General features: G+C 73.7%; 27 protein-coding genes. 15 read left to right on the forward strand and 12 right to left on the reverse strand.

The features are described from left to right. Positions 1-13: 13 nt before the first annotated feature. The 3 genes from D2L64_RS13060 to D2L64_RS13070 all read left to right on the forward strand — a co-directional run bounded on the left by D2L64_RS13060 (position 14) and on the right by D2L64_RS13070 (position 1903). A complete protein-coding gene (locus D2L64_RS13060) occupies positions 14-409 on the forward strand; it encodes a response regulator (RefSeq protein ID WP_119575756.1) in 396 nt (131 codons plus the stop codon). Between the two features lie 81 nt (positions 410-490). Beyond that, the gene (trpD, locus tag D2L64_RS13065) at positions 491-1537 is read left to right on the forward strand and encodes an anthranilate phosphoribosyltransferase (protein ID WP_119575758.1); all 1047 of its coding nucleotides are present in this window, start codon (positions 491-493) and stop codon (positions 1535-1537) included. 171 nt (positions 1538-1708) lie between these two features. Continuing rightward, positions 1709-1903 carry a hypothetical protein gene (locus D2L64_RS13070; RefSeq protein ID WP_119575892.1) on the forward strand — a complete coding sequence of 65 codons (195 nt, stop codon included), beginning with the start codon at positions 1709-1711 and terminating at the stop codon, positions 1901-1903. Between the two features lie 230 nt (positions 1904-2133). On the opposite strand, the gene D2L64_RS13080 is transcribed toward D2L64_RS13070, so the two are convergent. Both D2L64_RS13080 and ctaC read right to left on the reverse strand, forming a co-directional pair. Continuing rightward, entirely contained in the window at positions 2134-2562 is a 429-nt protein-coding gene (locus D2L64_RS13080; RefSeq protein ID WP_119575760.1) for a cytochrome c oxidase subunit 4, read from the reverse strand. Positions 2563-2572: 10 nt separating this feature from the next. After that, positions 2573-3544, reverse strand: a complete 972-nt coding sequence (gene ctaC, locus D2L64_RS13085) for an aa3-type cytochrome oxidase subunit II (protein WP_119575762.1) — start codon at positions 3542-3544, stop codon at positions 2573-2575. A gap of 195 nt (positions 3545-3739) precedes the next feature. Here ctaC and D2L64_RS13090 point away from each other — a divergent pair, with 195 nt between their 5' ends. Both D2L64_RS13090 and D2L64_RS13095 read left to right on the forward strand, forming a co-directional pair. Next, positions 3740-4891 carry a cysteine desulfurase family protein gene (locus D2L64_RS13090; protein ID WP_119575764.1) on the forward strand — a complete coding sequence of 384 codons (1152 nt, stop codon included), beginning with the start codon at positions 3740-3742 and terminating at the stop codon, positions 4889-4891. After that, complete coding sequence (locus D2L64_RS13095; RefSeq protein ID WP_119575766.1) at positions 4888-5127, forward strand: sulfurtransferase TusA family protein; 240 nt, start codon at positions 4888-4890, stop codon at positions 5125-5127. Before D2L64_RS13090 ends, D2L64_RS13095 begins: the two co-directional genes overlap by 4 nt. 57 nt (positions 5128-5184) lie before the next feature. Here the strand turns inward: D2L64_RS13095 and D2L64_RS13100 are convergent, their stop codons facing one another. From D2L64_RS13100 to D2L64_RS13110, 3 genes are all read right to left on the reverse strand, one after another. Next, positions 5185-6162 (reverse strand): carbohydrate kinase family protein, encoded by a 978-nt coding sequence (locus tag D2L64_RS13100; RefSeq protein WP_119575768.1) that lies wholly within the window; start codon positions 6160-6162, stop codon positions 5185-5187. A 242-nt stretch (positions 6163-6404) separates the two neighbouring features. Further along, complete coding sequence (gene erpA / locus D2L64_RS13105) at positions 6405-6773, reverse strand: iron-sulfur cluster insertion protein ErpA (protein WP_013735179.1); 369 nt, start codon at positions 6771-6773, stop codon at positions 6405-6407. A 192-nt stretch (positions 6774-6965) separates the two neighbouring features. Further along, the gene (locus D2L64_RS13110; RefSeq protein ID WP_119575770.1) at positions 6966-8105 is read right to left on the reverse strand and encodes a glycerate kinase family protein; all 1140 of its coding nucleotides are present in this window, start codon (positions 8103-8105) and stop codon (positions 6966-6968) included. A 67-nt stretch (positions 8106-8172) separates the two neighbouring features. Here D2L64_RS13110 and nadA point away from each other — a divergent pair, with 67 nt between their 5' ends. The 3 genes from nadA to D2L64_RS13125 all read left to right on the forward strand — a co-directional run bounded on the left by nadA (position 8173) and on the right by D2L64_RS13125 (position 11639). Beyond that, entirely contained in the window at positions 8173-9348 is a 1176-nt protein-coding gene (nadA, locus tag D2L64_RS13115) for a quinolinate synthase NadA (RefSeq protein ID WP_119575895.1), read from the forward strand. Positions 9349-9560: 212 nt separating this feature from the next. Next, entirely contained in the window at positions 9561-10916 is a 1356-nt protein-coding gene (gene murA / locus D2L64_RS13120) for a UDP-N-acetylglucosamine 1-carboxyvinyltransferase (RefSeq protein ID WP_119575772.1), read from the forward strand. 114 nt (positions 10917-11030) lie between these two features. Beyond that, positions 11031-11639: a DUF3043 domain-containing protein gene (locus D2L64_RS13125; RefSeq protein ID WP_119575773.1), complete on the forward strand. Its 609-nt coding sequence runs from the start codon at positions 11031-11033 to the stop codon at positions 11637-11639. A gap of 135 nt (positions 11640-11774) precedes the next feature. Here D2L64_RS13125 and D2L64_RS13130 read toward each other — a convergent pair whose 3' ends face one another. Both D2L64_RS13130 and D2L64_RS13135 read right to left on the reverse strand, forming a co-directional pair. Further along, on the reverse strand, positions 11775-12083 hold the full coding sequence (locus tag D2L64_RS13130) for an AzlD domain-containing protein (RefSeq protein ID WP_119575775.1): 309 nt from the start codon (positions 12081-12083) through the stop codon (positions 11775-11777). Beyond that, positions 12077-12991: an AzlC family ABC transporter permease gene (locus D2L64_RS13135; RefSeq protein WP_233558929.1), complete on the reverse strand. Its 915-nt coding sequence runs from the start codon at positions 12989-12991 to the stop codon at positions 12077-12079. The genes D2L64_RS13130 and D2L64_RS13135 overlap by 7 nt, the downstream gene beginning before the upstream one ends. 65 nt (positions 12992-13056) lie before the next feature. Between D2L64_RS13135 and D2L64_RS13140 the strand changes: the two genes are divergently transcribed. Both D2L64_RS13140 and D2L64_RS27890 read left to right on the forward strand, forming a co-directional pair. After that, entirely contained in the window at positions 13057-13617 is a 561-nt protein-coding gene (locus D2L64_RS13140; protein WP_119575898.1) for a helix-turn-helix domain-containing protein, read from the forward strand. 333 nt (positions 13618-13950) lie between these two features. Then, complete coding sequence (locus tag D2L64_RS27890) at positions 13951-17784, forward strand: WG repeat-containing protein (protein ID WP_233558930.1); 3834 nt, start codon at positions 13951-13953, stop codon at positions 17782-17784. A gap of 48 nt (positions 17785-17832) precedes the next feature. Here the strand turns inward: D2L64_RS27890 and D2L64_RS13150 are convergent, their stop codons facing one another. The 3 genes from D2L64_RS13150 to D2L64_RS13160 form a co-directional block, all read right to left on the reverse strand. Further along, complete coding sequence (locus tag D2L64_RS13150) at positions 17833-19347, reverse strand: hypothetical protein (protein ID WP_147376231.1); 1515 nt, start codon at positions 19345-19347, stop codon at positions 17833-17835. Positions 19348-19386: 39 nt separating this feature from the next. Next, positions 19387-19956: a hypothetical protein gene (locus tag D2L64_RS27070; RefSeq protein ID WP_147376232.1), complete on the reverse strand. Its 570-nt coding sequence runs from the start codon at positions 19954-19956 to the stop codon at positions 19387-19389. A gap of 91 nt (positions 19957-20047) precedes the next feature. Then, positions 20048-20587, reverse strand: coding sequence for a DUF3558 family protein (locus D2L64_RS13160; RefSeq protein ID WP_147376233.1), 540 nt, complete (start codon positions 20585-20587; stop codon positions 20048-20050). 177 nt (positions 20588-20764) lie between these two features. On the opposite strand from D2L64_RS13160, the gene D2L64_RS13165 reads away from it, so the two are divergent. Beyond that, positions 20765-21424, forward strand: coding sequence for a TetR/AcrR family transcriptional regulator (locus tag D2L64_RS13165; RefSeq protein WP_119575783.1), 660 nt, complete (start codon positions 20765-20767; stop codon positions 21422-21424). A gap of 56 nt (positions 21425-21480) precedes the next feature. Beyond that, on the forward strand, positions 21481-22479 hold the full coding sequence (locus D2L64_RS13170) for an aldo/keto reductase family protein (protein ID WP_119575785.1): 999 nt from the start codon (positions 21481-21483) through the stop codon (positions 22477-22479). A gap of 56 nt (positions 22480-22535) precedes the next feature. On the opposite strand, the gene D2L64_RS13175 is transcribed toward D2L64_RS13170, so the two are convergent. Beyond that, the gene (locus D2L64_RS13175) at positions 22536-23327 is read right to left on the reverse strand and encodes a site-2 protease family protein (RefSeq protein ID WP_119575787.1); all 792 of its coding nucleotides are present in this window, start codon (positions 23325-23327) and stop codon (positions 22536-22538) included. Then, positions 23327-23527, reverse strand: coding sequence for a hypothetical protein (locus D2L64_RS13180; RefSeq protein ID WP_119575789.1), 201 nt, complete (start codon positions 23525-23527; stop codon positions 23327-23329). Before D2L64_RS13180 ends, D2L64_RS13175 begins: the two co-directional genes overlap by 1 nt. A gap of 173 nt (positions 23528-23700) precedes the next feature. Here D2L64_RS13180 and D2L64_RS13185 point away from each other — a divergent pair, with 173 nt between their 5' ends. The 3 genes from D2L64_RS13185 (at position 23701) to D2L64_RS13195 (ending at position 26678) form a co-directional block, all read left to right on the forward strand. Next, positions 23701-23907: a Rho termination factor N-terminal domain-containing protein gene (locus D2L64_RS13185; protein WP_119575791.1), complete on the forward strand. Its 207-nt coding sequence runs from the start codon at positions 23701-23703 to the stop codon at positions 23905-23907. 70 nt (positions 23908-23977) lie between these two features. Beyond that, positions 23978-25915 carry a bifunctional adenosylcobinamide kinase/adenosylcobinamide-phosphate guanylyltransferase gene (gene cobU, locus D2L64_RS13190; protein ID WP_119575793.1) on the forward strand — a complete coding sequence of 646 codons (1938 nt, stop codon included), beginning with the start codon at positions 23978-23980 and terminating at the stop codon, positions 25913-25915. Next, positions 25905-26678: an adenosylcobinamide-GDP ribazoletransferase gene (locus D2L64_RS13195; protein WP_119575795.1), complete on the forward strand. Its 774-nt coding sequence runs from the start codon at positions 25905-25907 to the stop codon at positions 26676-26678. The genes cobU and D2L64_RS13195 overlap by 11 nt, the downstream gene beginning before the upstream one ends. Positions 26679-26732: the final 54 nt, after the last annotated feature.

A 26732-nucleotide genomic window follows, 5' to 3' on the forward strand; every position in this document is an offset into this window, starting at 1 on the left:
GCGGAGTGTCGGCATGAGCGATCGTCTGTGCACCGTCCTGCTCTACAGCGACGACCCACAGGTACGCGACCGGATGCGGCTCGCCGTCGGCACCCGCCCTGCGGCCGACCTGCGGATCGAGTTCGTCGAGGCGGCAAACTACGCCGAGTGCGTCCGGCTGGTCGACGACTACGAGATCGACCTGATGGTGCTCGACGGCGAGGCCTCCCCCGGTGGCGGCATCGGCATCGCCCGGCAGATCAAGGACGACTTCGACGACGCCCCGCCGACCTGCGTGGTGATCGCCCGCGCCGCCGACCGATGGCTGGCCGCCTACGCGGAGGTCGACGCCACCCTGGTGCACCCGCTCGACCCGGTGACCACCGCGGCCACCGTGACCGAGCTGCTGCGTACGCACGCACCCGCCTGACGTCCCCCTCCGGCACCGCCTCGGCGCCGGGTGAGCCGGCGCCGGTCCCCCACCCGCACTCGTCTGCTCGGGAGGCCCGCAATGGGCGATCGGACCTGGCCGCACCTGCTCACCGCGCTGCTGCGCGGGGAGGAACTCTCCACCACCGACACCGCCTGGGCGATGGGCGAGATCATGTCCGGCTCGGCGGCCCCCGCCCAGATCGCCGGCTTCGCCGTGGCGCTGCGCGCCAAGGGCGAGACGCCGGCCGAGGTGAGTGGGCTGGTCGAGGCGATGCTGCGCCGGGCCGTCCCGGTCGAGCTGCCCGAGGAGGTACGCGCCGGTGCGCTGGACGTGGTCGGCACCGGTGGCGACCTCGCCCACACGGTGAACATCTCCACCATGACCGCGCTGGTCGTGGCCGGTGCCGGGGTACCCGTGGTCAAGCACGGCAACCGCGCCGCCTCCTCCTCGTGCGGCACCGCCGACCTGCTGGAGTTCCTCGGCGTACCGCTGGATCTCGGCCCCGAGCAGGTGGCCCGGTGTGTGACCGAGGCCGGCATCGGCTTCTGCTTCGCCGCCCGGTTCCACCCGGGCATGCGGCACGCCGGTCCGGTCCGCCGGGAGTTGGGCGTGCCGACCGCGTTCAACTTCCTCGGCCCGTTGACCAACCCGGCGCGTCCCCGGGCTGGCGCGGTCGGCTGCTTCGACGCGACGATGGCGCCGGTGATGGCGGCGGTCTTCGCCGCCCGGGGCGACTCGGTGCTGGTCATGCGCGGCGAGGATGGGCTGGACGAGTTCACCACCGCCGCACCGACCCGATTCTGGATCGCCCAGGGCGGCGCCGTACGGGAGACCGTGGTGGACTCGATCGACCTCGGCGTACCCCGGGCCACCCTCGCCGACCTGCGCGGCGGTGACGCCCCGTTCAACGCCGACGTGGCCCGGCGGCTGCTCGCCGGTGAGCCGGGTCCGGTCCGCGACGCCGTCCTGGTCAACGCCGCTGCGGCGCTGGCCACCCAGGGCCCGCTGGACGGCGACCTGACCACCGCCCTTCGCGCCGGCCTGGACCGGGCCGCCGAGTCGATCGACTCCGGCGCCGCCGCCCGCGGCCTGGACCGCTGGATCGAGGTCGCCCGCACCGCCTGACCATCCGCGGGCGGCGGCAGCGGCAGCGGCAGCGGCAGCGGCAAGAGTCCCAGGGTGGCGTGGGAAACTACAGGTGAGTAATTCCCACGATCGTCGACGGTCACCGCGACGGCCGCCCCGGTGCCGTCCCGCCCGGCGGCCCCGTGGACCGGCGAGCGGGAGGAGCCGCACATGGCCGAGCGTGAACTGTACTGCGACACCTGCGAGTGCCTCCAGCCGTTCGAGGTGCCGCCCTGCCTCGACGGGCACGGCTCCACCTGCCCCGAACTGGCCTGCACCCGCTGCGGCACGGCGTTGTTCCTCGCCCCCGCCCCGACCACCTCGCCGCGCCGGCACCAACACCCCACCCCCCGCCGCGCCGCCTAACCCCCACCCCACCCCGGACCCCCACCCCGGGCCCGCGCCCCCACCCCGCGCCCACCCCGCCATCCGCGCTGATCTTGCACTTTCCGTCGCCACAATGCCGCATGTCCGGACAGAAGTGCGACCAGAACTGCAAGATCGACGGGTGGGGAGGGCGGCGCGAGGGAGGGGTGGGGTGTGCGAAGGCCCGCCTCCGGGGAGGCGGGCCTTCGTGGGTGTCGGTTGGGGTTGGGTCAGTGCTCGGCGGTGCGGCGGGTGCCGGTGTAGTACTCGAACAGCAGGCCGCAGGCGGCGAAGATGATCGCAACCGCGCCCACCCCCAGCAGCCAGAACTGCCAGAACACCAGACCCAGGCCGGCGACCGCGGCGGCCAGCGCCAGGCCGAACGGCCAGTAGCTGCCGGGGCTGAAGAAGCCGATCTCGCCCGCACCGTCGGCGATCTCACCGTCCGGCCGGTCCTCCGGCCGCAGGTCGATCCGGCGCGAGACGAACCAGAAGAAGCCGCCGCACATCGAGCAGAGCAGGAACGACAGGAGCAGGGCGACGGTGCCGATCCACTCGACGTGGCCACCCGAGTCGGCCCAGGTCCAGCCGCCGTACAGGGCGGTCGCGAAGAGCAGGAACGCGGCAATGATCAGGAAGATGCGCCACTCGGTCTTCATGCCCGCCGCCTCAGCTTCCCGCGCCGACCGGGGCGCTGCCCTGGTTGAAGTTGTCCTGGGTACGCCGCGTCTCGAACGGCCGGGTGGTGACCGCGTACGGCTCCTCACCGATCGAGGTCAACGCCTGCTGGGTCGAGGCGCCGTCCTGCTTGGCCGCGAGGAAGCGGTCGAAGTTCTCCGGTGAGACGACCCGCAGCTCGAAGTTCATGAAGGCGTGGTAGCTGCCGCACAGCTCGGCGCAGCGTCCCACGTACGCGCCCTCGGACTCCAGCGAGGAGACCTCGAAGACGTTGCGGATGCTGCCCGGCATGACGTCCCGCTTGAACAGCATCTCCGGCACCCAGAACGAGTGGATGACGTCCTTGCTGGTCTCCTCGAACCGGATGGACCGGTTGCTCGGCAGGACCAGGATCGGGATGACCTCGCTGGTGCCCAGCACCGAGGCGGTGGTGTTGGCGTCGACGCCCTGCCCGTCCCGGTAGTTGAACTGCCAGTTCCACTTGAAGGCCACCACCTCGACGGTCACGTCGGGGTTGTTGGTGGTCTTCACCACGTCGGTCTGCACGACCGCGGTGTAGTAGAAGAGGACCGCGACGACCAGCACCGGCGCGATGGTGTAGAGGAACTCCATCGGCAGGTTGTAGCGGGTCTGCACGGGCAGTTGGTTGCCGCGCTTGCGGTAGCGCACCACGCACCAGAAGATCAGAGCCCAGACGAAGACGCCGACCGCGAGCGCCGCGATGCACGAGGCGATCCACAGGTCGTACATCCGCCGGGCCTCGGGGGTGATGCCACCCTGCGGCCAGCCGAAGCCGCCGAACGCCGCGCCGACGTCACAGCCCGTGAGCAGGACCAGCAGTGCCGCCCCACCGAATCCGAGGCCGGCGAGACGCCCGGCACGACGCCCCCGCCGGCCACCGGCTTTCGGGAACGCGCTGCGCCGTACGGCCGTCGGCCGTACCTCCGAACTCCTTGCGACCACCTGGTCCTGCCTCCCTAGCGCGCCGCGGTGCTTCCTCGATCTGGCCGGCTCCGCCGAGCGGAGCCACCGCACCAGCGGCAAAGGCGTCACCGACGGTCGCAGATTACTCGACCATGACGGGCTCGACCCGGTTGGGGTCAGTGTCCGCCCCCGACGGGGGATCTTGTCCCGACCGAGGCGATAGCGTGGGCAGATGTGATCCCATCCTCGGTCTACCTGGATGCCGCCACCGCCGCGCCACTGCACCCGGTCGCGCGGCAGGCGCTGCTGGCCGCCCTCGACGACGGCTGGGCCGACCCCGATCGGCTCTACTCGGCGGCCCGGCGCGCCCGCCAGTTGCTCGACGCCGCGCGCGAGGCCGCGGCGGAGCCCCTCGGCGTACGCCCGGACGAGCTTTCCTTCACCGCCAGCGGTACGACGGCGGCACACTCGGCCGTGCTCGGTGGCCTGGTCGGGCGGCGGCGCTTCGGCACCGGACTGGTCCATTCGGCGATCGAACACTCCGCCGTGTTGCACGCCGCGCAGCGGCACGTGGCCGGCGGCGGCACCGCGACGGAGGTACCGGTGGACCGGCTCGGCCGGCTGGACCTCGACGCCTGGGCGGCGGCCGTCGCCGCCCCCGGGGTGGCGCTGGCCGCGCTGATCGCGGCCAGTCACGAGGTGGGCACCGTCCAGCCGGTGCCGGCCGCCGCGGCGGCCTGCGCGGCCGGTGGGGTGCCGCTGTACGTCGACGCGGCGCAGTCGGTGGGACGGGTGCCGGTGCCGGAGGGCTGGTCGGTGCTGACCGCGAGCGCCCGCAAGTGGGGTGGCCCGCCCGGCGTCGGCCTGCTGGTGGTCCGCAAGGGCACCCGCTGGGAGTCACCCTGGCCGGCCGACGAACACGAGTCGGGGCGTACTCCCGGGACGGTGAACCTGCCGGCGGTGGTCGCGGCGGCGGCGAGCCTGCGCGCGGCGGCGGCCGACGCGGCGGCGCAGGCGGCCCGGCTGGCGCCGCTGGTGGATCGGATCCGGTCCCGGGTGGCCGCCCAGGTGCCGGACGTCGAGGTGGTCGGCGACCCGGACGACCGGCTGCCGCACCTGGTCACGTTCTCCTGCCTGTACGTCGACGGCGAGGCGCTGCTGCACGCGCTGGACCGGCGCGGCTTCGCGGTCTCGTCCGGCTCCTCCTGCACCTCGTCGACGTTGCGCCCGTCGCACGTGCTGGAGGCGATGGGGGTGCTCTCGCACGGCAACGTACGCGTCTCGCTGCACTCCGGTACCACCGACGCCGACGTGGAACGTTTCCTCGCCGAGCTGCCCGGGATCGTGGCCGACCTGCGGGCCGAGGCCGGGGTGGTCGGGCTGTGACCGCGCCCGAGACCCCGGCTCCCGACGCGGTGCTCGACTGCCTCGGTCAGCGTTGCCCGCTGCCGGTGATCGCCCTGGCCCGTCGGCTGCCGTCGCTGCCGGTCGGTGGGGTGATCCGGGTACTGGCCGACGACCCGGCGGCGGCGGTGGACATCCCGGCCTGGTGCCGGATGCGTGGCCAGGAGTTCCTCGGCGCCACCGCCGGCCCCGGCTACGACGTGCGCCGGTCGCGGTAGGTCGCCGCGGAACCGTTCAGGCTCGTGGGCCGGGGCGCCGTCGCGGCGACCCAGCGGTCAGGGCAGCAGGTACGGGCGGACCTCGTCGGCGGTCTCGTCGCCGTACGACTCGGCGAGCCGCTTGACGAACAGGTCCCGGCGTACCTGGTACTCCTGGGTGCCGACGGTCTCCAGCACCAGGGTGGCCAGCAGCGAGCCGACCTGCGCGGCGCGTTCCAGCCCGACGCCCCAGGACAGCGCGGTGAAGAAGCCGGCGCGGAAGGCGTCGCCGACGCCGGTGGGGTCGACCGCCTGGGTCTGGCGCGCGATGGGCACGTGGATCGGGTCGATGTCCCGCCCGGCGATCTCCACACCGTCCTTGCCCAGCGTGGTGACCCGGACGCGGACCCGGTCCAGCAGCTGCTCGTCGCTCAGCCCGGCCTTGCTCTGCAGCAACGACTTCTCGTAGTCGTTGGTCATCAGGTAGTCGGCGCCGTCGATCAGCGTCACCACGTCCGCGCCGTCCATCCGGGCGAGCTGCTGCGACGGGTCGGCGGCGAACCGGTAGCCGCGCTCACGGCACTCGGCGGAGTGCCGCAGCATCGCCTCCGGGTCGTTGGCGCTGACCAGCACCAGGTCGAGCCCGCCGAGGCGCTGGGCGACCGGGTGCAGTTCGATGTTGCGGGCCTCGCTCATCGCGCCCGCGTAGAACGACGCGATCTGGCACATGTCGGTGTCGGTGGTGCAGACGAAGCGCGCGGTGTGCGCCACCTCGCTGATGTGCACCGAGTCGCAGTCCACGCCGTGCCGCTCCAGCCAGGAGCGGTAGTCGGCGAAGTCGGCGCCGACGGCGCCGAGCAGCACCGGACGCAGGCCGAGCTGCCCCATGCCGAACGCGATGTTGGCCGCCACCCCGCCCCGGCGCAGCACCAGGTCGTCCACCAGGAAGGAGAGCGACACCTTGTGCAGCTGGTCGGCGATGAGCTGGTCGGCGAACCGGCCCGGGAAACTCATCAGGTGGTCGGTGGCGATCGAGCCGGTCACGGCGATCTTCATGGCAACCCTCGGGGTCGGGAGCAGAGCGCGGTCAGCCTACCGCCACCCCGCCCACCGAGCGACCAGCCCGCCCAACCACCCAACCTCCGCCCCGGCCGCGTTGATCAAGAAGTTTCGGTCGCGCCGCGCGGGCCGGGAAGACCAGAATCCCGCGATCAACACGGCAGCTGGGTGGACGCGCGACGGCGGGGCGGCCCGGTTGGGCCGACCCGCCGTCACGGTCGAGGCTCAGTGCTCGAGGCTCAGCTGAAGGAGTCGCCGCAGGCGCAGGAGTTACCCGCGTTGGGGTTGTCGATGGTGAAGCCCTGGGCGTCGATCCGGTCGGCGAAGTCGATGGTGGCGCCGGCCAGGTACGGGGCGCTCATCCGGTCGACGACGACCTCGACACCGTCGTAGTCGGTGACGACGTCACCGTCGAGCGAACGCTCGTCGAAGAAGAGCTGGTATCGCAGGCCGGAGCAGCCGCCCGGCTGTACGGCGACCCGGAGCCGCAGGTCGTCGCGGCCCTCCTGCTCGATCAGGGCCTTGACCTTCTGCGCCGCGACGTCGGTGAGGACGACGGACGTGGGGGCCTTGGCCTCGGTCGACTCGGTCTGCGCTGGCGTGGTCACGTGGAATTCTCCCTGCGCGCGTGTGGTGTGGTCTCCCCTGGCCAACGTCAGCCGCCGGTCAGCGATTCCCACAGTGGTCCAGTTTCCGATTGTAGGCCGCCCGCCGCCGGGCCACCCGGCGGCGTGACCAGCCGGTCCACCTCCGGCGCGCGCCGGGCGGGCGGGTACCGGCACCGGCGGGCGTCGAACCGGTCAACGGCTCCACTGGCGAGCCAGTCGGGCACCCAACGCCCGCAGCCCCTCCCCCGGGCGGTCCAGGGCCGCCGCCAACCCGCCGCTCTCCTCGCCGCCGAAGTGCTCCACCAGGCTGTACGCCTCGGTCACCCCGACCGTCGCCGCCTCCCGCCGCCCGGTGCTCACCTGGCCGGCGAGCACGACGCACGGTACGCCCCGATCCCGGGCGGCACCGGCGACGCCGGCCACCACCTTGCCGCGCAGCGACTGGTGGTCGAACTTGCCCTCACCGGTGATCACCAGGTCGGTGTCGTCGAGCGCGGCATCCAGCCCGACGGCCCGGCTGACCAGCCCGATCCCGGATTCGCACCGTCCACCGAGCGCCAACAGCGCGGCGCCGACGCCACCGGCGGCACCGCCACCGGGCAGCGCGCCCAGCCCGCTGGGACTGCCGGGCAGGCTGTGCTGCAGCACCTCGGCGAAGCGTTGCAGGGCGGCGTCGAGCAGCAGCACGTCGGCCCGGTCGGCGCCCTTCTGCGGCCCGAAGACGCTGCTCGCCCCATGCAGGCCGAGCAGCGGGTTGTCCACGTCGGTGGCGGCGATCAACCGCGCCTCGCGCAGCCGGGGCGCACCGTCGAGCGTGGCGGCGGTGGACAGCGCGGCGCCGCCGTACGGCAGGGCCGCCCCGGTGGCGTCCAGCGCCACGGCGCCCAGCGCGGCGAGCATCCCCGCACCCGCGTCGTTGGTCGCCGAGCCGCCCAGTCCGACCACCACGGTGCGGGCGCCGGCCTCGACCGCGGCGGCGATCAGCAGCCCCAGGCCGTACGAGGTGGTGGTCTTCGGGTCGCGCTCGGTCACGTCGAGCAGGTGCAGCCCGCACGCCTGGGCGCTCTCCAGCCACGCGGTCGTGCCGTCGTCGGTGAGCAGGATCTCACCGGCGGCCGGGCGGCCCAGCGGGTCGACCGTGGGCACCGGTACCCGCCGACCGGGCAGCGCCTCGGCGAGCACGTCGAGGAAGCCGGGCCCCCCGTCGGCCAGCGGCCTGACCAGCAGGTCGTCGCCGGGAGCGACCTCCCGCCAGCCGTCGGCCACCGCGGCGGCCACCTCGGGGGCCGACAGCGTGCCGGCGAACTTGTCCGGACAGAGCAGTACGCGCATGCCTGGCAGTGTGGCAGCCCACACCGGTGGGGGCGGCGTGCCGGTCGCGCTGTGGGACCATGGGGGCGTGACGTCGACCTGGGTTGAGCCCTCCAACACCGCCACTGCGCTGCTGCTCCTCGGCCGCGGCAGCGACCCCGCCACCGAGCGTGGCGTGGAGTGTCCGGGTGACCTGCCGGCGCCGAGCGACCCCGACCTGGTGGCCCGGGCGGCGGCGGCGAAGGCCGCGCTCGGCGACAAGGTCTTCGTGCTGGGCCACCACTACCAGCGCGACGAGGTGATCCAGTTCGCCGACGTGACCGGCGACTCGTTCAAGCTGGCCCGCGAGGCCGCCGCCCGGCCGGACGCGGAGTACATCGTCTTCTGCGGTGTGCACTTCATGGCCGAGAGCGCCGACATCCTCACCTCCGCCGCGCAGCAGGTCATCCTGCCGGATCTGGCGGCCGGCTGTTCGATGGCGGACATGGCGGCGCTGCCGCAGGTCGAGAGCGCCTGGGACGTGCTCACCGAACTGGGCATCGCGGCGCGGACCGTTCCGGTGACGTACATGAACTCTTCGGCTGACATCAAGGGCTTCGTCGGGCGAAACGGCGGGGTGGTCTGCACCTCCTCGAACGCCAAGCGGGCCCTGGAGTGGGCGTACCAGCAGGGCGAGAAGGTGCTCTTCCTGCCCGACCAGCACCTCGGCCGGAACACGGCGGTGCTGGAGATGGGCTTCTCGCTGGACGACTGCGTGCTCTACGACCCGCACAAGCCGGGTGGCGGGCTGACGCCCGAGCAGCTGCGCGACGCGCGGATGATCCTGTGGCGGGGGCACTGCTCGGTGCACGGCCGGTTCACCCTCGACAGCGTCGACGACGTACGCGAGCGGGTACCCGGGGTGAACGTGCTGGTGCACCCGGAGTGCCGGCACGAGGTGGTGAACGCGGCCGATCAGGTGGGCTCGACCGAGTACATCATCCGTACGATCGAGGCGGCTCCGGCCGGTTCGGCCTGGGCGGTCGGCACCGAGCTGAACCTGGTCCGCCGGCTCGCGCTGGCCCACCCGGACAAGCAGATCATGTTCCTCGACAAGGCGGTCTGCTACTGCTCGACGATGAACCGCATCGACCTGCCGCACCTGGTATGGGCGTTGGAGGAGCTGGTCGCCGGCCGGGTGGTCAACCGGATCACCGTGGACGCGGAGACCGCACACCACGCCCGGGTCGCGCTCGACCAGATGCTCGCACTACCCGGCGCCTGATCACTCTCAGCAACCATTGCCGCACATAAAAGTGCCGGATCACCGATAAATGCCCCCAGGGGTAGTGTGACCGGATCCATTCTCATCACAGAGGGCTATGCTGCCGGGCGGACGACAACGCGGGCGCGTGCGTTTGGCCGCGACCGCGCCGTGGGTAGCGACCCGCGGCGAACCCACATCGACACGGCAGCACGCACGCGCTGGAGGTTGCGTTGACCGACGACGTCCTGGTCGTACACGGAGGCACCCCGCTTCAAGGGCGGATCCGCGTGCGCGGTGCGAAGAACCTGGTTTCCAAGGCGATGGTCGCCGCGCTGCTCGGCGACAGCCCGAGCCGCCTGTTCGACGTACCCAAGATCCGCGACGTCGAGGTGGTCCGCGGCCTGCTCGGGCTGCACGGCGTCAAGGTCTCCGACGGCGTCGAGGACGGCGAGCTGGTCTTCGACCCGGCGAACGTGGAGAGCGCCAGCACCGACCAGATCAACGTGCACGCCGGTTCCAGCCGGATCCCGATCCTGTTCTGCGGGCCGCTGCTGCACCGTCTCGGGCACGCCTTCATCCCGGACCTGGGCGGCTGCCACATCGGGCCGCGGCCGATCGACTTCCACCTGCAGGCGCTGCGCGAGTTCGGCGCCACCGTCGACAAGACGCCCGAGGGGCTGCACCTGTCCGCCCCGAACGGCCTGCACGGCACCAAGTTCTCGCTGCCGTACCCGAGCGTGGGCGCCACCGAGCAGGTGCTGCTCACCGCCGTGATGGCCGAGGGCGTCACCGAGCTGCGCAACGCCGCCGTGGAGCCGGAGATCATCGACCTGATCTGCGTACTGCAGAAGATGGGCGCGATCATCAAGGTGCACACCGACCGGGTGATCGAGATCCAGGGCGTACCGAAGCTGCACGGCTACACCCACCGGCCGATCCCGGACCGGATCGAGGCGGCGAGCTGGGCCGCGGCGGCCCTGGCCACCCGGGGTCACGTCGAGGTGCTCGGTGCCGAGCAGGCCGACATGATGACCTTCCTCAACGTCTTCCGCTCGGTCGGCGGCGAGTACGAGGTGACCGACACCCGTCCGCCGCGGCCGGGACAGCCGGGCCAGGAGGGCGGCATCCGCTTCTGGCACCCGGGCGGCGAGCTGCAGGCCACCGCCCTGGAGACCGACGTGCACCCGGGCTTCATGACCGACTGGCAGCAGCCGCTGGTCGTCGCCCTGACCCAGGCCCGGGGCCTGTCGATCGTCCACGAGACGGTCTACGAGCAGCGGCTGGGCTACACCGAGGCGCTCAACTCGATGGGCGCGAACATCCAGGTCTACCGGGACTGCCTGGGCGGCACCCCGTGCCGCTTCGGCCGGCGCAACTTCAAGCACTCGGCGGTGATCGCCGGGCCCAGCAAGCTGCACGCCGCCGACCTGGTGATTCCCGACCTGCGGGCCGGCTTCAGCCACCTGATCGCCGCGCTGGCCGCCGAGGGCACCTCCCGGGTGTACGGCGTCGACCTGATCAACCGGGGCTACGAGGACTTCGAGGCCAAGCTCGCCGACCTCGGCGCGCACGTCGAGCGGCCGTAGTCCGAGCCACGGTCGGGCCGCTCGACGTCAGCTCGGGCCGGCGGCGACATGGTCAGCAAGGGTCCGGTGCACCGCGATGTGCACCGGACGCCGGCCGTTGGCTACCCTTGCCGCGTGCCGTCGCTGTTTCGCCGCAAGTCCGCCGACCTCGCCGACCCCGCCTCCGAGCCGCTGACCCCGGCCGAGGAGGAGACGGCGGGCGAGTCCACCCGTCCGCGTGGCTACACCCCCGCCAAGGGGCGCGAGACGCCGAAGCGGCCGGCCGCCGGCCGCCGGCCGCCGGGGAGCACCAAGCCGCTGAGCAAGGACGAGGCGAAGGCGCTGCGACGCGAACGGCGGGCCGAGGCGGCCGCCGAGTTCCGGCGCGAGGGTGGCCCGCGCGACCGGGGCCCGGAGCGGTTGCTGGCCCGCAACGTGGTCGACTCCCGGCGTACCGTCGGCACCTGGTTCTTCGGTGGCGCGCTGGTCGTGCTGATCGGCTCGAACCAGGCGATGCCGCCGGTGATCCGGCTGGCCTCAAACCTGCTGTGGGGTGCGCTGGCCATCGGTGTGGTGATCGACTCGGTGCTGATCTCTCGCAAGATCAAGAAGCTGGTTCGGGCCCGCTTCCCGCAGAGCACCCAGCGGATGGGGTCGCTCTACCTCTACGCGATCATGCGGGCGATCACCTTCCGGAAGCTACGCACCCCGGAGCCGCGCGTGGCCATCGGCGACCAGGTCTGACCGACCCCTGCCGATCGGCGCGATCAGCGTCGGCAAGAGCCGCCGGCCGCAGCTGGCCACGTCGCCGCCGGCCCGAGCCGACCGGGTCGTCGCCAGCCCGAGCCGACCGGTTCAGCCCCAGTCGGGACTGACCGCTCAGGGCACCCCGAGCAGGCGCAGCAGCGCCGTGGTGCCGGCGGCAGCGATGACCACCAGCACGAACGGCGCCCGCCGCCAGGCCAGCAGCACACCCACCAGCACACCGGCCGGCCGGGCCCAGCCGGCGAAGCCGCCGACCTCGGTCAGCGCCGCGGTCGCCGCGAGGGCCGCCAGCAGGGCCGCCGCACCGGCCGGCAGCAACCGCAGTGCCCAGGCCGGCAGGTCGAGTCGGTCACGCACCAGCACCCCGGCCACCCGGAAGGCGTACGTCCCGACGGCCAGCGCCACGATCACCGCGATCAGCACCGTCCCTCCTCCCGAACGCTCGGCGTCCGCTGCGGCGTGGCCGACGGGACGTCGGCGAGTCGGCGGCCGGGCCGCCCTTCTCCGACCGGTGGCGACTCAGCCGACGGCAGCTCGACCGACGGCTCGTCGGCGGGCAGCCGGTCGGGGCCCGATCCGGCAGCCGACGGCGGTTCGACCGACTGATCGTCGGCCGGGGAGGATCCGGCCGAGGGCTGGTCGGGCCCACCCGACGAGGGGCGCCGGAGCCGGTGTAGCGCGAGCAGGGCCGGGCCCACCAGCGCCAACAGCACGGGCAGACCGGCCGGCAGGAGCGGGGTGGTCAGGACCGCCACCACCGCTCCACCGAGCGCGGCCGCCCGGATGTCCCGGTCCCGCAACGTGGGCAACAGCAGCGCGATCAGGCCCGCCGGAAACGCCGCGTCCAGCCCGAGCGCGGCCGGATCACCGGCCACCCCGCCGGCCAGCACGCCGAGCACGGTGCCGACGTTCCAGGCCAGGAAGAGCAGTACGCCGGCCAGCCAGAACGCCCGTCGCCGGGCGGCGTCGGAGGGACGGGACAGGGTGAAAGCGGTCGCCTCGTCGGTCATCAGATGGCTGCCGAGCAGCCGGTGCCAGCGCCGGGGGCCCAGGGCGTCGCCGAGGCTCAGCCCGAACGGCAGATGCCGGGCGTTGAGCAGCAGCCCGGCCAGCACGGCGGCGAGCGGGCTGCCGGCGGCCACCAACCCGACCGCCATGAACTGCGCACCGCCGGCGTAGACCAGCACCGACATGGTGACCGCGGCCCAGCCGGGCAGCCCCGCCGCGACCGCCATCGCGCCGAACGAGGCGCCGACCGCCACCATCGCCGCACCGATGGCGGCGACGTCGCGGATCGGGTCTGCCCCCGACGTTCGGTCTGGCGTACGCATGGCCCATCATGATGAACACGGCCCCACCGTTCGTCAAATAGAACAACATGACCGACGGAGCGAACATGCCCCCGGATCCCGCGCCCCCACTGGCCACCATCGCCGCCGCGCTGCGGCACGAACGGCAGCGCGTCGGCCTCTCGCTGACCGAACTCGCCCGGCGGGCCGGGATCGCCAAGTCGACGCTGTCCCAACTCGAATCCGGTACGGGCAACCCGAGCGTGGAGACGCTCTGGGCACTGGGCGTGGCACTCGACGTGCCGTTCAGCCGACTGGTCGAGCCGCCGGTGGCCGCCGTACGGGTGATCCGGGCCGGCGACGGCCCGCGGATCCGCTCCGAGCACGCCGACTTCTCCGGCACGCTGCTCGCCGCCGGGGCGGCGCACGCCCGCCGGGACGTCTACCTGATCGAGTTGGAACCGGGCCGGGTACGCAGCGCCGCCGCGCACACCCCACGCAGCGTCGAGCATCTCGTGGTGGGTGCGGGCCGGCTCCGCTGCGGGCCGGAGCACGAGCAGGTGGAACTCGGCCCGGGTGACTACGCCACCTTTCCCGGTGACGCACCACACCACTACGAGGCCCTGGAGCCGGGCACCTTCGCCGTACTGATCATGGAACATCCCTGACCGGCGACGACGCCGAGCCGACGGTGACCGTCGGTGGAGTATCGTCGGAAGTCCGATTCCACCAAAGACCTAAATGTCCGGATCGATAGGATAACGTTTGGGTTCACCGGGGGTGCCGCAGTGGCGGTGACCGAGCCCGCGCCGCTACCCTCCTTCCGCAGCCCTTTCGGTGCCGGGACGAGCGACTTTACCGGTTCCGGCGGGTGCCCAGCGCGACCATTTCCGACGAGGTGACATCGCCGTGAGCGAGCGGACGCGAGCCGACCACCGGGGCGCGGCCGTGAGCGAGCAGACCGGCCAGATCTCTCCCGGCCGCCGCGACGGGTCCGCCGGATGAGTCGCGGCTACGCCGACCGGTGGCACGACCCCGCCGAGCCGTCCTGGGTCGTCGAACCGACGACCGAATGGCAGCCGCAGTTCCCCGGCCAGCGCTACCCGGGCGACATTGGCGTCGAGCACCAACAGCCGCCCGCCCGGGGCCGGGCCACCGCCGTCGGGCGGGCCGAGGTGCCACCCCTGGCACCGACCAGACCGGACGGCACGTACGTGGGTCGGTCCTGGGACGACGACCCGGAGGGCCGGCCGGGCCGGCAGGAGCTACCCGACCAGCGACGTACCGACGACGCCAACGGTGCTCGGCCGTACGAGCAGTCCGGGTACCCGAGCGCCCGGTCGGCGCCACCCCGGTCCGACGGGCGATGGTCGCCACCCGCCGAGGCGACCCGCGGGCGCGACGGCGTCACCTGGTCCGACGTCGGGCCGCAGGCCCGGGGCGCGACCGGTACACCACCTCGCCGGGACCAGCGCGAACCCGACCGGTACCCGACGCGCGACGTCGACGGCTATCCACCGTACGAGCCGGACCGACGCGACCGGGGCGGTTTCGACCAGCGCGAGCGACGCGAGCCCGGTCCGTACTCCCGACGCCAGCCCGACCGACGCGAACCCGACCGACGCGAGGGCGACCGACGCGAGGGCGACCGGTACCCGCCAGCCGAGCCGGGCTGGCGCGAACGGCGCGAGGGTGACCGGCGCGAGGGTGACCGGCGCGAACCCGATCGACGCGAACCCGACCGGCGGGAGGGTGACCGGTATCCGCAGCGCGAACCGGAGTGGCGCGACCAACGCGACGCCGACCGGTACGCCCGACGACCACGCCGACCCGAGCCGACCGATCCTGACCAGTACCGGCACGGCGCGCCGGTCTCACCGGCGGGGCGGACGGAGCGCGGCTGGGCGCCGGAGCCGACCGAGGAACCGCACCGCCCGGCCGCGCACCGGCCCACCGAGGACGCCGAACGTCGTCCCGCGGCTGACGCCGAACGTCGTCCCCGCTACCAGTGGAGCAGCCACCCCGTTCAGCCCCGGTCCGAGGACGGACTCCGGGTGGGCGGCTACGGGGTGGACGGTTACCGGGAGGAGTTCACCGTCGGTGACCCCGACGCCGCCCCGTACCCGGACGGCTACGTCGACGAGGAGCCGATTCGTGGCCGGCGCGACGAACGGGGTCGCCCGGGCTGGTCGCCGGAGCGCGGCGGCGACCAGCCGGCGTCGCCGGAGGCGGAGGGGTACGCCGCCGCTCCGCGCCGCGACCTGCCGTGGCCGGAGCCGGGACCGCTGCGTCCGAGTTCCGGCCGGGACCATCGGGAGTACCAGCGCCCCGTCACTGCGGACACCGGCGACCGGCCCCGACCCGACGACCGGCGCCCCGCCGCCACCCCGGACGGGCCCGGCCCGCAACGGTTCGTCGACCGGCCGGCCGCCCAGGGGGCGGACCCGGCCGCCCGGCCCGTGTCGCCCGCCCCCGACCGCGAGCCACCCCGCCGCCACCTGTCGGTGGTCCCCGACCAGCCGGTCTCCCCCGCAGCCGGGCGGGCCCGACCGGTCTCCCCCGCCCCGACGTCGGGGCGACCCGACATCGCCCGTCCGGACCGCGACCGGTCGGAGGCGGCCGGGCCGGTTCAGGACCGGCGTGGCGTCCACCCGGACCAGGAGGCACCGGACCGCCCCGGCCCCGCCACGGAACGGCCGGCGGCCGCAGCCGACCGGGTACCGGCCGGAGACACCGTGCGCCCCGCGCCACTGCACCAGAACGAGGTACGCCCGGCACCACTGCACGAACACCAGGTCCGGCCCGCGCCGCTGCACGACCAACCGGTGGTGGCCACCCCACCAGAGGTGCCCACGCCGCTGGTCGCGTCGGCACCCCCGGCCGCCGGCCCGCCCACCCACCGACCGGTGTCGGCACCGCCCACCCACCGGCCCGTCTCGGCCCCGCCCGTCGTGGCGACACCCCCGGCCGCCGACGCGCCCACGCCCACCGGCCCGGCCTCGGACAGCCCACAGTCCTGGTTCGGATCGCCCGCATCCGGGCGACCGAGCCCACCCGAGCGCACCGACCCACCCGCCCCCACCGAGGGCCCGGCAACCCCGTCCGGCGCCGGACGCGACGCCGCCGAGGCGGCCGCCAGGTCCGAACCGGCTCACCCGGCCACCGAACCCGCACCCACTCGGCCGGTCGGACCGCCACCGAACTGGACGGCGCCGGTTTCGGCACCACCTGCCTGGCAGGAAGCCTCGCCACCGGTCTCGGCACCGCCGGCCGCGTCGAGCCCCACTCCGGCCACGCCGGTCGCCGCCCCGCCCGACGCACCGGAGTTCGCACCGCCGGTCTCCGCGGTACCGGCCGCCGCTGCGCCGACGCCGCCGACCCGGCCCGCAGAGGACGGGCCGGCCGCCGTGCCGATGGCCGCGGAGCCGGCACCCGGGTCGACACCCGAGCAGGAGCAGGAACCGAAGCCGGCGCCCGGGCCGCCTCTCGAACCAGCGCCGGAACCAGAACCGGAGCCCGAGCCGGAACCGGAACCGCCGGCCGATCCCGAACAGTTGTTGGCGGGCTACCGCTGGCGCCTCGACCCGGTGACGCTGCGGGAGATCGTGGCGGACCCGGAGGAACTGCGGACGATCCGCGAGCGGCTCACCGAGAAGCTCGGCACGGCCCTGGACAACCGGTCCCGGGCCCGGCTGCTGAGTCTGCGGGCGGTTGCCTCGCGGGTGCTCGGTGACCTCGACGACGCGCTGGACGACGGCCGGATGGCACTCACCTACGCGGAGGCGACCGGCGAACTACGCCGGGCCGCGCTGGCCCAGGCCCGGCTGGCCCACGTACTGCGCTGGCGCGGCGACTTCGCCGAGGCGGACCGGCTGTTCGCGGAGGCGAACTCGGCCGAGTTGCCCGACCGGCTGCGCGCCGCACTGCACGAACACGCCGCCCGGTGCTGCTACGACCAGGGTCGGTTGATCGAGGCGTGTCACCACTTCGAGCGGGCCCTCGACCTGCGCGGCGAGGGCGACGCCGAGTTGCTCGCCCGGGTACGGACCGGGCTGGACGCGGTCGCCGCCCGTGCCGCCGAGGCCGGCTTCGGGCCGTACCACCGCAGTGCCGACGAGGTGTTGGAGCGGGACCGCAGCCCGGTGCCCGCGCGCGACGGCGGCCAGGGCCTGTGGGGGTACGCGGACGCCGAGGGCGACATGGTCGTGCCGGCCCGGTACGCGGAGGCGCAGCCGTTCCGGGACGGCCGGGCCTGGGTGCGTGGCCCGGAGACGGACCGCTGGGCGTTGATCGGCCTGACCGGCGAAACCGTCGTCGCGCCGACCTACCTCGCGGCCCGACCGTTCTCCGACGGGCTGGCGTGGGTGGTCCGCGACGAGAGCGGCTGGCTGGCCGTCGACGCGACCGGCGAGGTGGTGGTGCCACCGGGCTTCGCCGAGGTACGACCGTTCCGCAGGGGTGTGGCGGCCGTCCGGCGGGAGGGCTGGGGTGCCGTCGACCGGACCGGCCGGATCGTGGTGCCGACCCGCTACCACGGCTTCCACACCACGCTGGCCGACGGTCGGTACGTCGACGGCTTCACCGACGAGGGCCTGGCCGTGGTCGACCTGGCCGGGCGCAAGGGTGTGGTGGACCGGACGGGTCAGGTGATCGTCGCGCCGGCCCACCCGGTGCTGCTGATCCACCCGGTGGCCTTCCTGGCGACCAACGGTGCCGGGCGCTGGGGTGCGCTCGACCGGCGGGGCGGGCCGCTGATCGACCCGGTGTTCCAGCACCCCGACGAGGTCGTCGCGGAGATCGAGGCGTTGCTCACCGACGCGACACCGGTGCTCTGACCCGGACGAGCCATGGTGCTCGGCGCTGACCGGCCACGGGCACGACGCTCAGCTCTGGCAGCCGGCCGGCTCGTACTGGGGCCGGTCGAAGATCTTCATCCGGCCGGGTGGCTGCGGAATGCCGCCGCTGGCCGCGATCGGTCTGGCCCGGAACACCCGCAGGAAGAAGTTGACGACCTGAACCACCGGCTCGGGGATGGCGTACCCGACCGAGTAGGTCAGGTGGATCGACAGACTGGCGCCCCGGCAGTCGATGCCCCGGGTGCCGGGCGCCAGGGGGAAGAACTGGGCGAGCGCCGATCCGCGGGCCACCCCGGTGGAGACGGTGAACCCGAAGTGGAGCCCGGCCTTGAAACCGAGCACGCCGAGGCCCAGGGTGAACGTGGTCTTGTAGGTCAGTACGACGCCGTTGGCGCCGACCGAGATGCCCTTGATCGAGTCGACGAGGCTGCTCCGCATGATCGGGCCTTCCGGCCGGCTCACGCCCCAGTCACCGTCGCGGTACCCGAAGCCGAGCGCACCCCGGATGTCGTACGAGCCGGCCGCGCTCAGATTGCCGTTCCGGGCGCTGAAGGCGGTCTTGACCAGCACCTCCTGGCTGGCGCTGAGGGTGAACGGAATCCCCAGCAGGTGACCGACCGGCACGGTGAAGTCGACGGGGATGGTGAACCGGCGGTCCAGTTGCCGGTCGGCGCCGACCCGGCTGTCCCCCTGGATGCTGACCTTGATGCCAGCACCGCCGAACACCTGCAGTTCGGCGACGTCCACCCGGCCGCCGGAGATGGCCAGCCGGAACCGCGCCGACGGGTTCTGCATCGCCAGCAGGACGCTGGCCCGGAACCGGATCTGGCCGTCGTCGTAGGTCAGGTCGGCGCCGACGCCGTCTCGGCAGCAGCGTGGCGTGGTGGTGAAGCCGTTCGCGCTGACCCCCTTCGGCACCCCGGACGGATGGGGCATCGAAACCCGCTCCCGTTCCGCGGGGTCGGCGGCCTGGTGTACGGCAGCCACGGTGAAGGTGGCCGGCCGCACCGACGCGGTCTTCGTGGACGTCTCCGCCGCCTCGGTGACGGCGGACTCGTCGGTCCAGAGGGCGCCTTCGGCGCTGTACGCGATCGGGTCGTCCAGGGCGACGGGTTGCTCGCTGGCGAACTCGCCGTCACGGATCACCTCGGTGAGTTCGACCGGTGCGATGGTGACGACCGTGTCGCCCGCCGCGTGTCGCACGTCGACGACCCGACCGACCCCGCGGGAGCTCGCGAACATGACACTGCCCGGCGCGAGATCCGACACGCCCCGGGCGGCGGTGTCCAGGGTCCAGGTCAGACCGTCGACCGTGACCGAGCGGACGGCCTCCGCGCCGTCCTCGATCAACACGACGTCCGGTTGGTAGGTCACCGCCCGGTATGGTCGGGGGGCCTGACCGTAGCGGTACTCCTGGTCCGACAGCTCCTGGCCGCCCACCGCAACCCGGGGCCGGTCACGGCCGGCCCCGCCGGTGCACGCCGTACCGGTGGCCACCACGACCACCACCGCCAGCAGGCCGGCGACCACACGTCCGCGCATCCGTCCCACCTCGCTCCGATCACCCACCCGGTCCGGGGGTCAGATTCGGCCGGCCACCGTGCCGGCCAGGTCCGTCAACGGCCCTCGGTTGCGGGCCGGGTCGTCGAGCCGGACGAGGCGTACCGACACCCACCGTTGCGCGCTGCTGACGAAGACCATCCGCCCCTTGGCCCACAGGTACGACTCGTCGCCGATCCCGGGCAGGACCGTCAGTTCGTGGCCGAGTGCGCGTTGGACGTCGAGCTGTTTGCGGGCGCCGTCGCCGACGTAGACCTCCACCTGTGCCGTCGGCCCGCTGACCGGCCCGGTGTAGGTGCACGAGTTGCGGGCCGGCCGGGCGTCGTTGAGCGGGGTACGCGCGAGCTCCTCCGCCTCCTGCCTGGTGACCAACAGACACGGGTCGAGGGCGGCATCGGTCGGCGGCGCGGCCGTGGCGCTGCCGGCGGGTTGCGGGCCGCTCTCGGCGGCCTGCGGATCCACGCTCTCGAAGACTGGTGGCACCGCCGGTGGTGCCGGGTCCTCGGTCCGGGTGCAGGCTGTCGACCCGACGAGCAGGAACGCCGCCAGCCAGCACGATGCCGGACGCGGTCGGCGGGGGTGGTGTCTCATCGGTTCTCCTCGTGTCTCGGCAACCGTCGGCTGTCGGCAACCGACCGGGTCCGGCGGCAGCTCGTGGGCGGGGGCTGCCCGGTGGCGGGCGTCAGAGTCGGCCGCTGACCTGACGGGCGAGCCGGATCATGGCGGTCCGGTCGCTGCTGTCGGTGACCTTGGTGACCACCCGCAGGCGGCAGATCCGGTCGCCGACGGCGAACTCCGCCTCGTCGAGTACGAACCGGATTCCGTCCGGCCCGGCCTCGGCTGGCCCGAGCATCGGGTCCACGCTGGGCAGTACGCCGCCGGGGGCGGTGCCGACGAGGCCGATGTGCAGGCTCACCGAGTGGTAGGTGTCCGGGTTCTCCCACAGGCAGCCCTCCGAGGTCGCCCGGCCACCGTCGTTACGCCCGATGACCGCGGTCACCTCCGCCTCGGTCAACAACGAACACCCGTCGACCCGCTCCGCCGCGCCGGCCGCCCGGGTGGGTTCGACAGCCGGCCCGGACCGGTCGGCCGTCGGCGCACCGGTGGGCGGCCCCTCGGCGCACCCGGCCAGGGCGAGGACCAGGGCGAGTGGAATGCAACCCCAGCGCCGGGCAGCGACCGCGCGGCGGCGACGCAGCGGAACGGCAGGTGCGGTGATCATGGCGGTGTCCCCTTCGGACGACGGAGGTTCGCGACTGGCCGGGCGGCGTACGAACGGGTGGACGGACATGGCGCCTCCCGGGGTCGACGATAATCCGATGGACAGCACTATATTCGATAGTCCCGGGCTATTGGATAGCCGCTGGTCCAGTGAATATGTTGCTAGTATGACGACGCCATGGATGAAGTCAAGGACGGAAGACCGACCAGGCCGTACCGCTCCCCGATCCGGGAGGAGAACGCCCGCCGCACCCGGCAGGCCGTGGTCACCGCCGCGACCCGCCTCTTCGTCGAACGCGGGTACACCGGGACCGCGCTGGCCGACGTGGCCGCCGCCGCCGGAGTGGCCCGACCCACCGTGTTCGCCGCGTTCGGCTCCAAGGCCGCCCTGTTGCGCCAGGTGCTCGACCAGGCGCTGGCCGGCGACGACGAGCCGGTGCCGGTCTCCCAACGCTCCTGGTACCGGCCGGTCTGGGAGGGCCGCACCCGCGCCGAGGTGCTCGACGCGTACGCCGAGGTCTGCACCCTGATCGGTGCTCGGACGGCCCAGGTGTTCGAGACCGTCCGGCGGGCCGCCGACGGCAGCCCCGAGGTGGCGGAGGTCTGGCAGACGCTGCTGCGTAACCGACGGATCGGCGCCCAGATGGTGGTCGAGCGGGTGTGTTCGCTGGCGGGGTCGCTGCGCCAGGGCTCCGATGTGGAGGCCGCTGTCGACGAGGTGTGGTTCTACAACGACCCGGCGCACTACGGTGCGCTGGTGCTGGAGCGGGGCTGGACCGAGGACGCGTTCCGCAGCTGGCTCGGCCGCACCCTGCGCGACGCGCTGCTGCCGCGCTGATCACTTCTGCCGTTCACCGCCTCGGCGCGGCCGGGCGGGCGGACTAGTGTCGGGGTATGGAATTCCGACACCTGGGCCGCTCAGGCCTGATGGTCAGTGAGATCTCGTACGGCAACTGGATCACCCACGGCTCGCAGGTGGAGGAGGACGCGGCGTTCGCCTGCGTCCGCGCCGCCCTCGACGCCGGCATCACCACCTTCGACACCGCCGACGTCTACGCCGGCACCCGCGCGGAGGACGTGCTCGGCCGGGCACTCGAAGGTGAGCGGCGCGAGGGACTGGAGATCTTCACCAAGGTGTACTGGCCCACCGGTCCGGGCCGCAACGACCGGGGCCTGTCCCGCAAGCACATCATGGAGTCGATCAACGGTTCGCTGCGCCGGCTGCGCACCGACCACGTCGACCTCTACCAGGCCCACCGCTACGACTACAGCACGCCGCTGGAGGAGACGATGGAGGCCTTCGCCGACGTCGTGCACTCCGGCAAGGCGCACTACATCGGCGTCTCCGAGTGGAAGGCGTCGCAGATCCGCGAGGCCCACGCCCTCGCCCGTGAGCTGCGCATCCCGCTGGTCTCCAGCCAGCCGCAGTACTCGATGCTCTGGCGGGTCATCGAGAGCGAGGTCGTGCCCACCAGCGAGGAGCTGGGCATCGGGCAGATCGTCTGGTCGCCGATGGCACAGGGCGTCCTCACCGGCAAGTACCTGCCCGGTCAGCCGCCGCCGGCCGGTTCCCGGGCCACCGACGAGAAGTCCGGTGCGGGCTTCATCGCCAAGTGGCTCACCGACGACGTGCTGACCCGGGTGCAGCAGCTGCGGCCGCTGGCCGACCAGGCCGGGCTGAGCATGGCCCAGCTGGCGATCGCCTGGGTGCTGCAGAACCCGAACGTCTCCTCGGCCATCATCGGGGCGTCCCGCCCGGAGCAGGTGCACGACAACGTGAAGGCGGCGGGCGTCAAGCTCGACGCCGGCCTGCTGAAGGCGATCGACGAGATCGTCGAGCCGGTGACCGAGCGCGACCCGGCCCGTACCGAGTCGCCGGCCGAGCGGCCCTGACCCGGCCGCCCCCGGCCGGCCCGCGCCGGCCGGGGACGGCGGTCCCGCCCGGTGGCTCAGCCTTGCCAGAAGCGGATCAGTTCCAGGCCGGTGGCGTAGAGCCACGGCGGCAGGCCGAGGAAGTCGGCGACCGCGAAGACCGCCGAGAAGAACCAGCCGCCGATGCGCGGGTTCCACAGCAGCGCGAAGAGCAGGATGAAGCCGTACGGCGCGAACAGGTCGTACATCCGGCGCCACTGCGGGTTCAGCCACGGCTGGATCATGTTGCCGCCGTCCAGGCCCGGTACCGGCAGCAGGTTGAGCACGCTGGCGGTGAGCTGGAGGAACCCGAGCAGCGCCACCGCGGCCCAGAACTCCACCGGACCGCCACCGGGCGCGACGAGCCGCAGCACCGCCACCAGCACCAGCGCGAACAGCACGTTGGTGGCCGGACCGGCCAGGCTGACCAGGGTGTGTCGCAGCCGACCGGGGATGACGTGCCGATCCACCCAGACGGCACCACCCGGCAGGCCGATGCCGCCGAGCAGCACCACCACGACCGGCAGCGCGATCGACAGCAACGGATGGCTGTACTTCAGCGGGTTCAGCGTCAGGTAGCCCCGGTGGGCCACCCCCCGGTCGCCGGACCGGTACGCGACCACCGCGTGGGCGTACTCGTGCAGGCAGAGCGAGACCACCCAGCCGGAGACCACGAACCCGAAGACGGCGAGCCGCACGTTGCCGATCCCGTGCCAGGTCAGTACCCCGCAGGTGACCAGCAGCGCGACCAGGGCGAGGAAGATCGGGCTGGGCCGGAACGCCGCCCGGGGCACCCCGAGCACCAGCGGCTCCGCGTCCCCGGGGGGCATCACTCCGCCACGGGCAGCAGGCTCATCCGGTACTCCACCCGGTCGTCCTCGACCAGCGTGACGGAGGTGACGCCGGACGCCGCGAGTTCCCGCCAGGCCTGGCCGATCCAGGACTCGGCGTCCGCCTGGCTGCCGAACGCCTCACCCGGCCCGTCGACCGACTCGCCGTTCGCGCCCTCGTACCGCCAGCTCCACGCCATGTGCGCGTCTCCCCTCGCCGCTGATGTCCCGAACCCCCGCCAGCGTAGTCGGCCGTGGGCCCACCGACCGGGCGCCGGCCACCACCCCGGCTCAGCGCGATGCGGTGTCGGCGAGGTTCGCCGCCCCGCCTCGGGGTATGTCCGTTGGACGCGAGGTTGGACAGGAGGCGACGATGACGAGGCCGATCCCGGAAATGGACACGGCGGAGCTACGGAACATCGCGGTACGTGGCGGCATCGAAGGGGCACGGGACATGGAGCGGCAGGATCTGATCGACGCCCTGGTCGCCCGGCCCGGCGAGGGCGCCTGGCAGGAGGATCCGAAGCCGGCGGACGTCAACCCCAACGACTACCTCTACCAGACTCCCGAACACCGCTGAGCGGTGCCGGGCCCGGCGGTACGGCGCACCTGCGGTGCCCGTGGCGGCCGGCTGGTCGTAAGGTACGAACATGTCCCTCGACGGGTGGAACACGGTCCTGGTGCTGGGCGGCATCCGCTCCGGCAAGTCGGAGTTCGCCGAGTCCCTGGTCGCCGACGCGACCACGGTCCGGTACGTCGCCACGGCCGCGGGCCCGACCGACGACGACCCCGAGTGGGCGGCCCGGCTCGCCGCGCACCGCGCCCGCCGGCCGGCCGGCTGGAGCACCGAGGAGACCTCGGCCGACCCACGGCGACTCGCCGACGTGATCGCCGCGGCCCGGCCGGACGAGACGCTGCTCGTCGACGACCTCGGCGGCTGGGTGACGGTGCTGCTCGACCCGGCCCACCAGCCGGCCGACGACACCGTCACCATCGACGAACTGATCGCCGCCGTGCGGGCCTGCCCGGCCCGGCTGGTGCTGGTCAGCCCGGAGGTGGGGCTGTCGCTGGTGCCCGCCACGCCGCTGGGTCGGGCGTTCACCGACGCGCTCGGCACGGTCAACCGGGCGGTGGCGGACGCCTGTGACACGGTGGTGCTGGTGGTCGCCGGCCAGCCGTGCCGACTGAAGCCGACCGTCACCGAGCCCACCCCGGCCGGGCCCGCCGTCGAGCCCGCACCGGCCCGGCCGGCAGCCGGGACCACACCGGCCACCGAGGCGACGCTGCCGGCGGTCGGCGCCGCCACCGGTGCGGCGGTACCCGCGCAGGCCGGTCCAGTGGCCGCAGCGGCCAACGACAGCGGCATCAGCGTGCCGGCCTCGCCGCCGGTGACCAGCCCGCAGCCGCCAGCCGCGACCGACGGCACCGGCGGGTGGACGGCGCCCACCATGGCGCTGCCGGTGGCCGCCAGCGGGCTGATCATCCAGCCCGGCATGGAGCTGCCCATGCCCGACGAGTACGCCGGCCCGCAGGCGGTGGACCGGCTGGCCACCCTGGACGTACCGGGCACCGGGCTCGGTGTGCTGGAGCAGGTGGTCTCGTTCGCCGCCGCCACCCAGGGCACCGCGACCCCGGCACCCTGGCGGTCGGTACGGGTGCTGCTGCTGCACGGTGACCACGACGGTGACGCCGCCGCGGGCAGCCTTCCCGGCGAGTCGGCCCGGCAGGCGGAGCAGGCCCGCTCCGGTGCGGGCGTACTCGCCCGGCTGACCGCCGACTACGGGGCCGGTCTGCAGGTGGTCGAGGCCCCGACCGCCGCACCGATCGAGCGGGAGCCCGCGTTGAGCGCCGAGCAGGTCGACGCGGCCCTGCGCTACGGCTGGCGGCTGGCCGAGGAGGCCGTGGACGCCGGCGTACAACTGCTGGTGCTGGCGGCCTGCGGGGCCGGCACCGAGGCCGCGGCGGCCGCGGTGCTCGCGGCGACCGCCGGTGCCGAACCACCGGCCGTACTGGCCCGGGTGGTCACCGAGAACGGCGAGATCGACGACGTGGCCTGGATGGCCCGCTGCGCGGCGATCCGGGACGCGCTGCACCGCACCCGCCGTTCCTCCCGCGACGCCAAGGACGTGTTGGCCCAGCTCGGCGGCGGCGACATCGCCGTGGCCACCGGCATCCTGCTGGGCGCCACCGCGCGCCGGACCCCGGTACTGCTGGACGGGCCGGTCGGCGTGGCCGCCGGGCTGGTCAGCCGGGATCTGGCCGGGCAGGCGCGGCACTGGTGCCTGCTGGCCGACCACGGCGGGCACCCGGCCGTCAAACTCGCCGCCGACGTGCTCGGCCTGACTCCGCTGACCGAGCTGCGGCTGGGGCTGGGCGAGGGGGCGAACGCGATGACCGTGCTGCCGATGCTGCGCTCGGTACTTGCGCTGGCCGCCGCGCTGCCGGCCCGGCCGGACCGCGACCCCGCCGACGGCGGGACCGACGAGCCGGCGCAGGAGACCGAGCCCGACTTCCGCGAGCCCGAGCCGGACGGGCCCGGGCCGACCAGCACGGAACCGGCGGAGGATCCCGGCGTCCGTGCCGGCTGAGTCCCGCCTCGGCGACGGGGCGCGGCTGGCGCTGACCACCCTCACCATCGCACCGGTACGCGCCGGTCGCGTCGACCGGGCCACGGCGGGTACCGCGATGGCGCTCGCGCCGGCCGTCGGTGCCCTGCTCGGTGTGCTGACCGCCGGCGTACTGCTGCTGTTGGACCCGCTCACCGCCCCGCTGGTCGCCGCCGGGGTGGCCGTGGCCGTGTGCGCCCTGCTCACCCGGGGGCTGCACCTCGACGGGTTGGCCGACACCGTGGACGCGCTGGGGTCGTACCGGCGGGGACCGGCCGCGTTGGAGATCATGCGCAAGCCGGACGTCGGGCCGTTCGGTGTGGTCGCGCTGGTGCTCGTCCTGCTGGTGCAGGCCGCGGCGCTGGCGGAGCTGGCGGGCCGGGACCGGGCGGCCACCCTCGTCGCGGTCGTGACGGCCACCGCGGCCGGCCGGCTCGGCGTGACGTTGGCCTGCCGCCGGGGCGTGCCGGCGGCCCGCCCGGAGGGGCTCGGCGCGCTGGTGGCCGGCACCGTCGGGCCGCTCGCGTTGGCCGTCGGCACCGGCGCGGTCGCCCTGCTGGCGGTCGCCGCGGTGCCGGGCCGGGCCTGGCAGGGACCGCTGGCCGTGCTCGCCGCGCTGGCCGTCTCGGCCGGGCTGCTGCGGCACGTGGTGCGCCGCCTCGGCGGCATCACCGGTGACGTGCTCGGCGCGACCGTCGAGCTGGTCACCACGCTGGTCTACCTGGGACTGGTGCTGTCCGGCTGAGCCGGGCGGGCGGCGGCGGGTAGCGTACCTGCATCGACAGCACCGGCGCGGCCA

The sequence above is a fragment of the Micromonospora radicis genome (assembly GCF_003583405.1).
Taxonomy (GTDB): Bacteria; Actinomycetota; Actinomycetes; order Mycobacteriales; family Micromonosporaceae; genus Micromonospora; species Micromonospora radicis.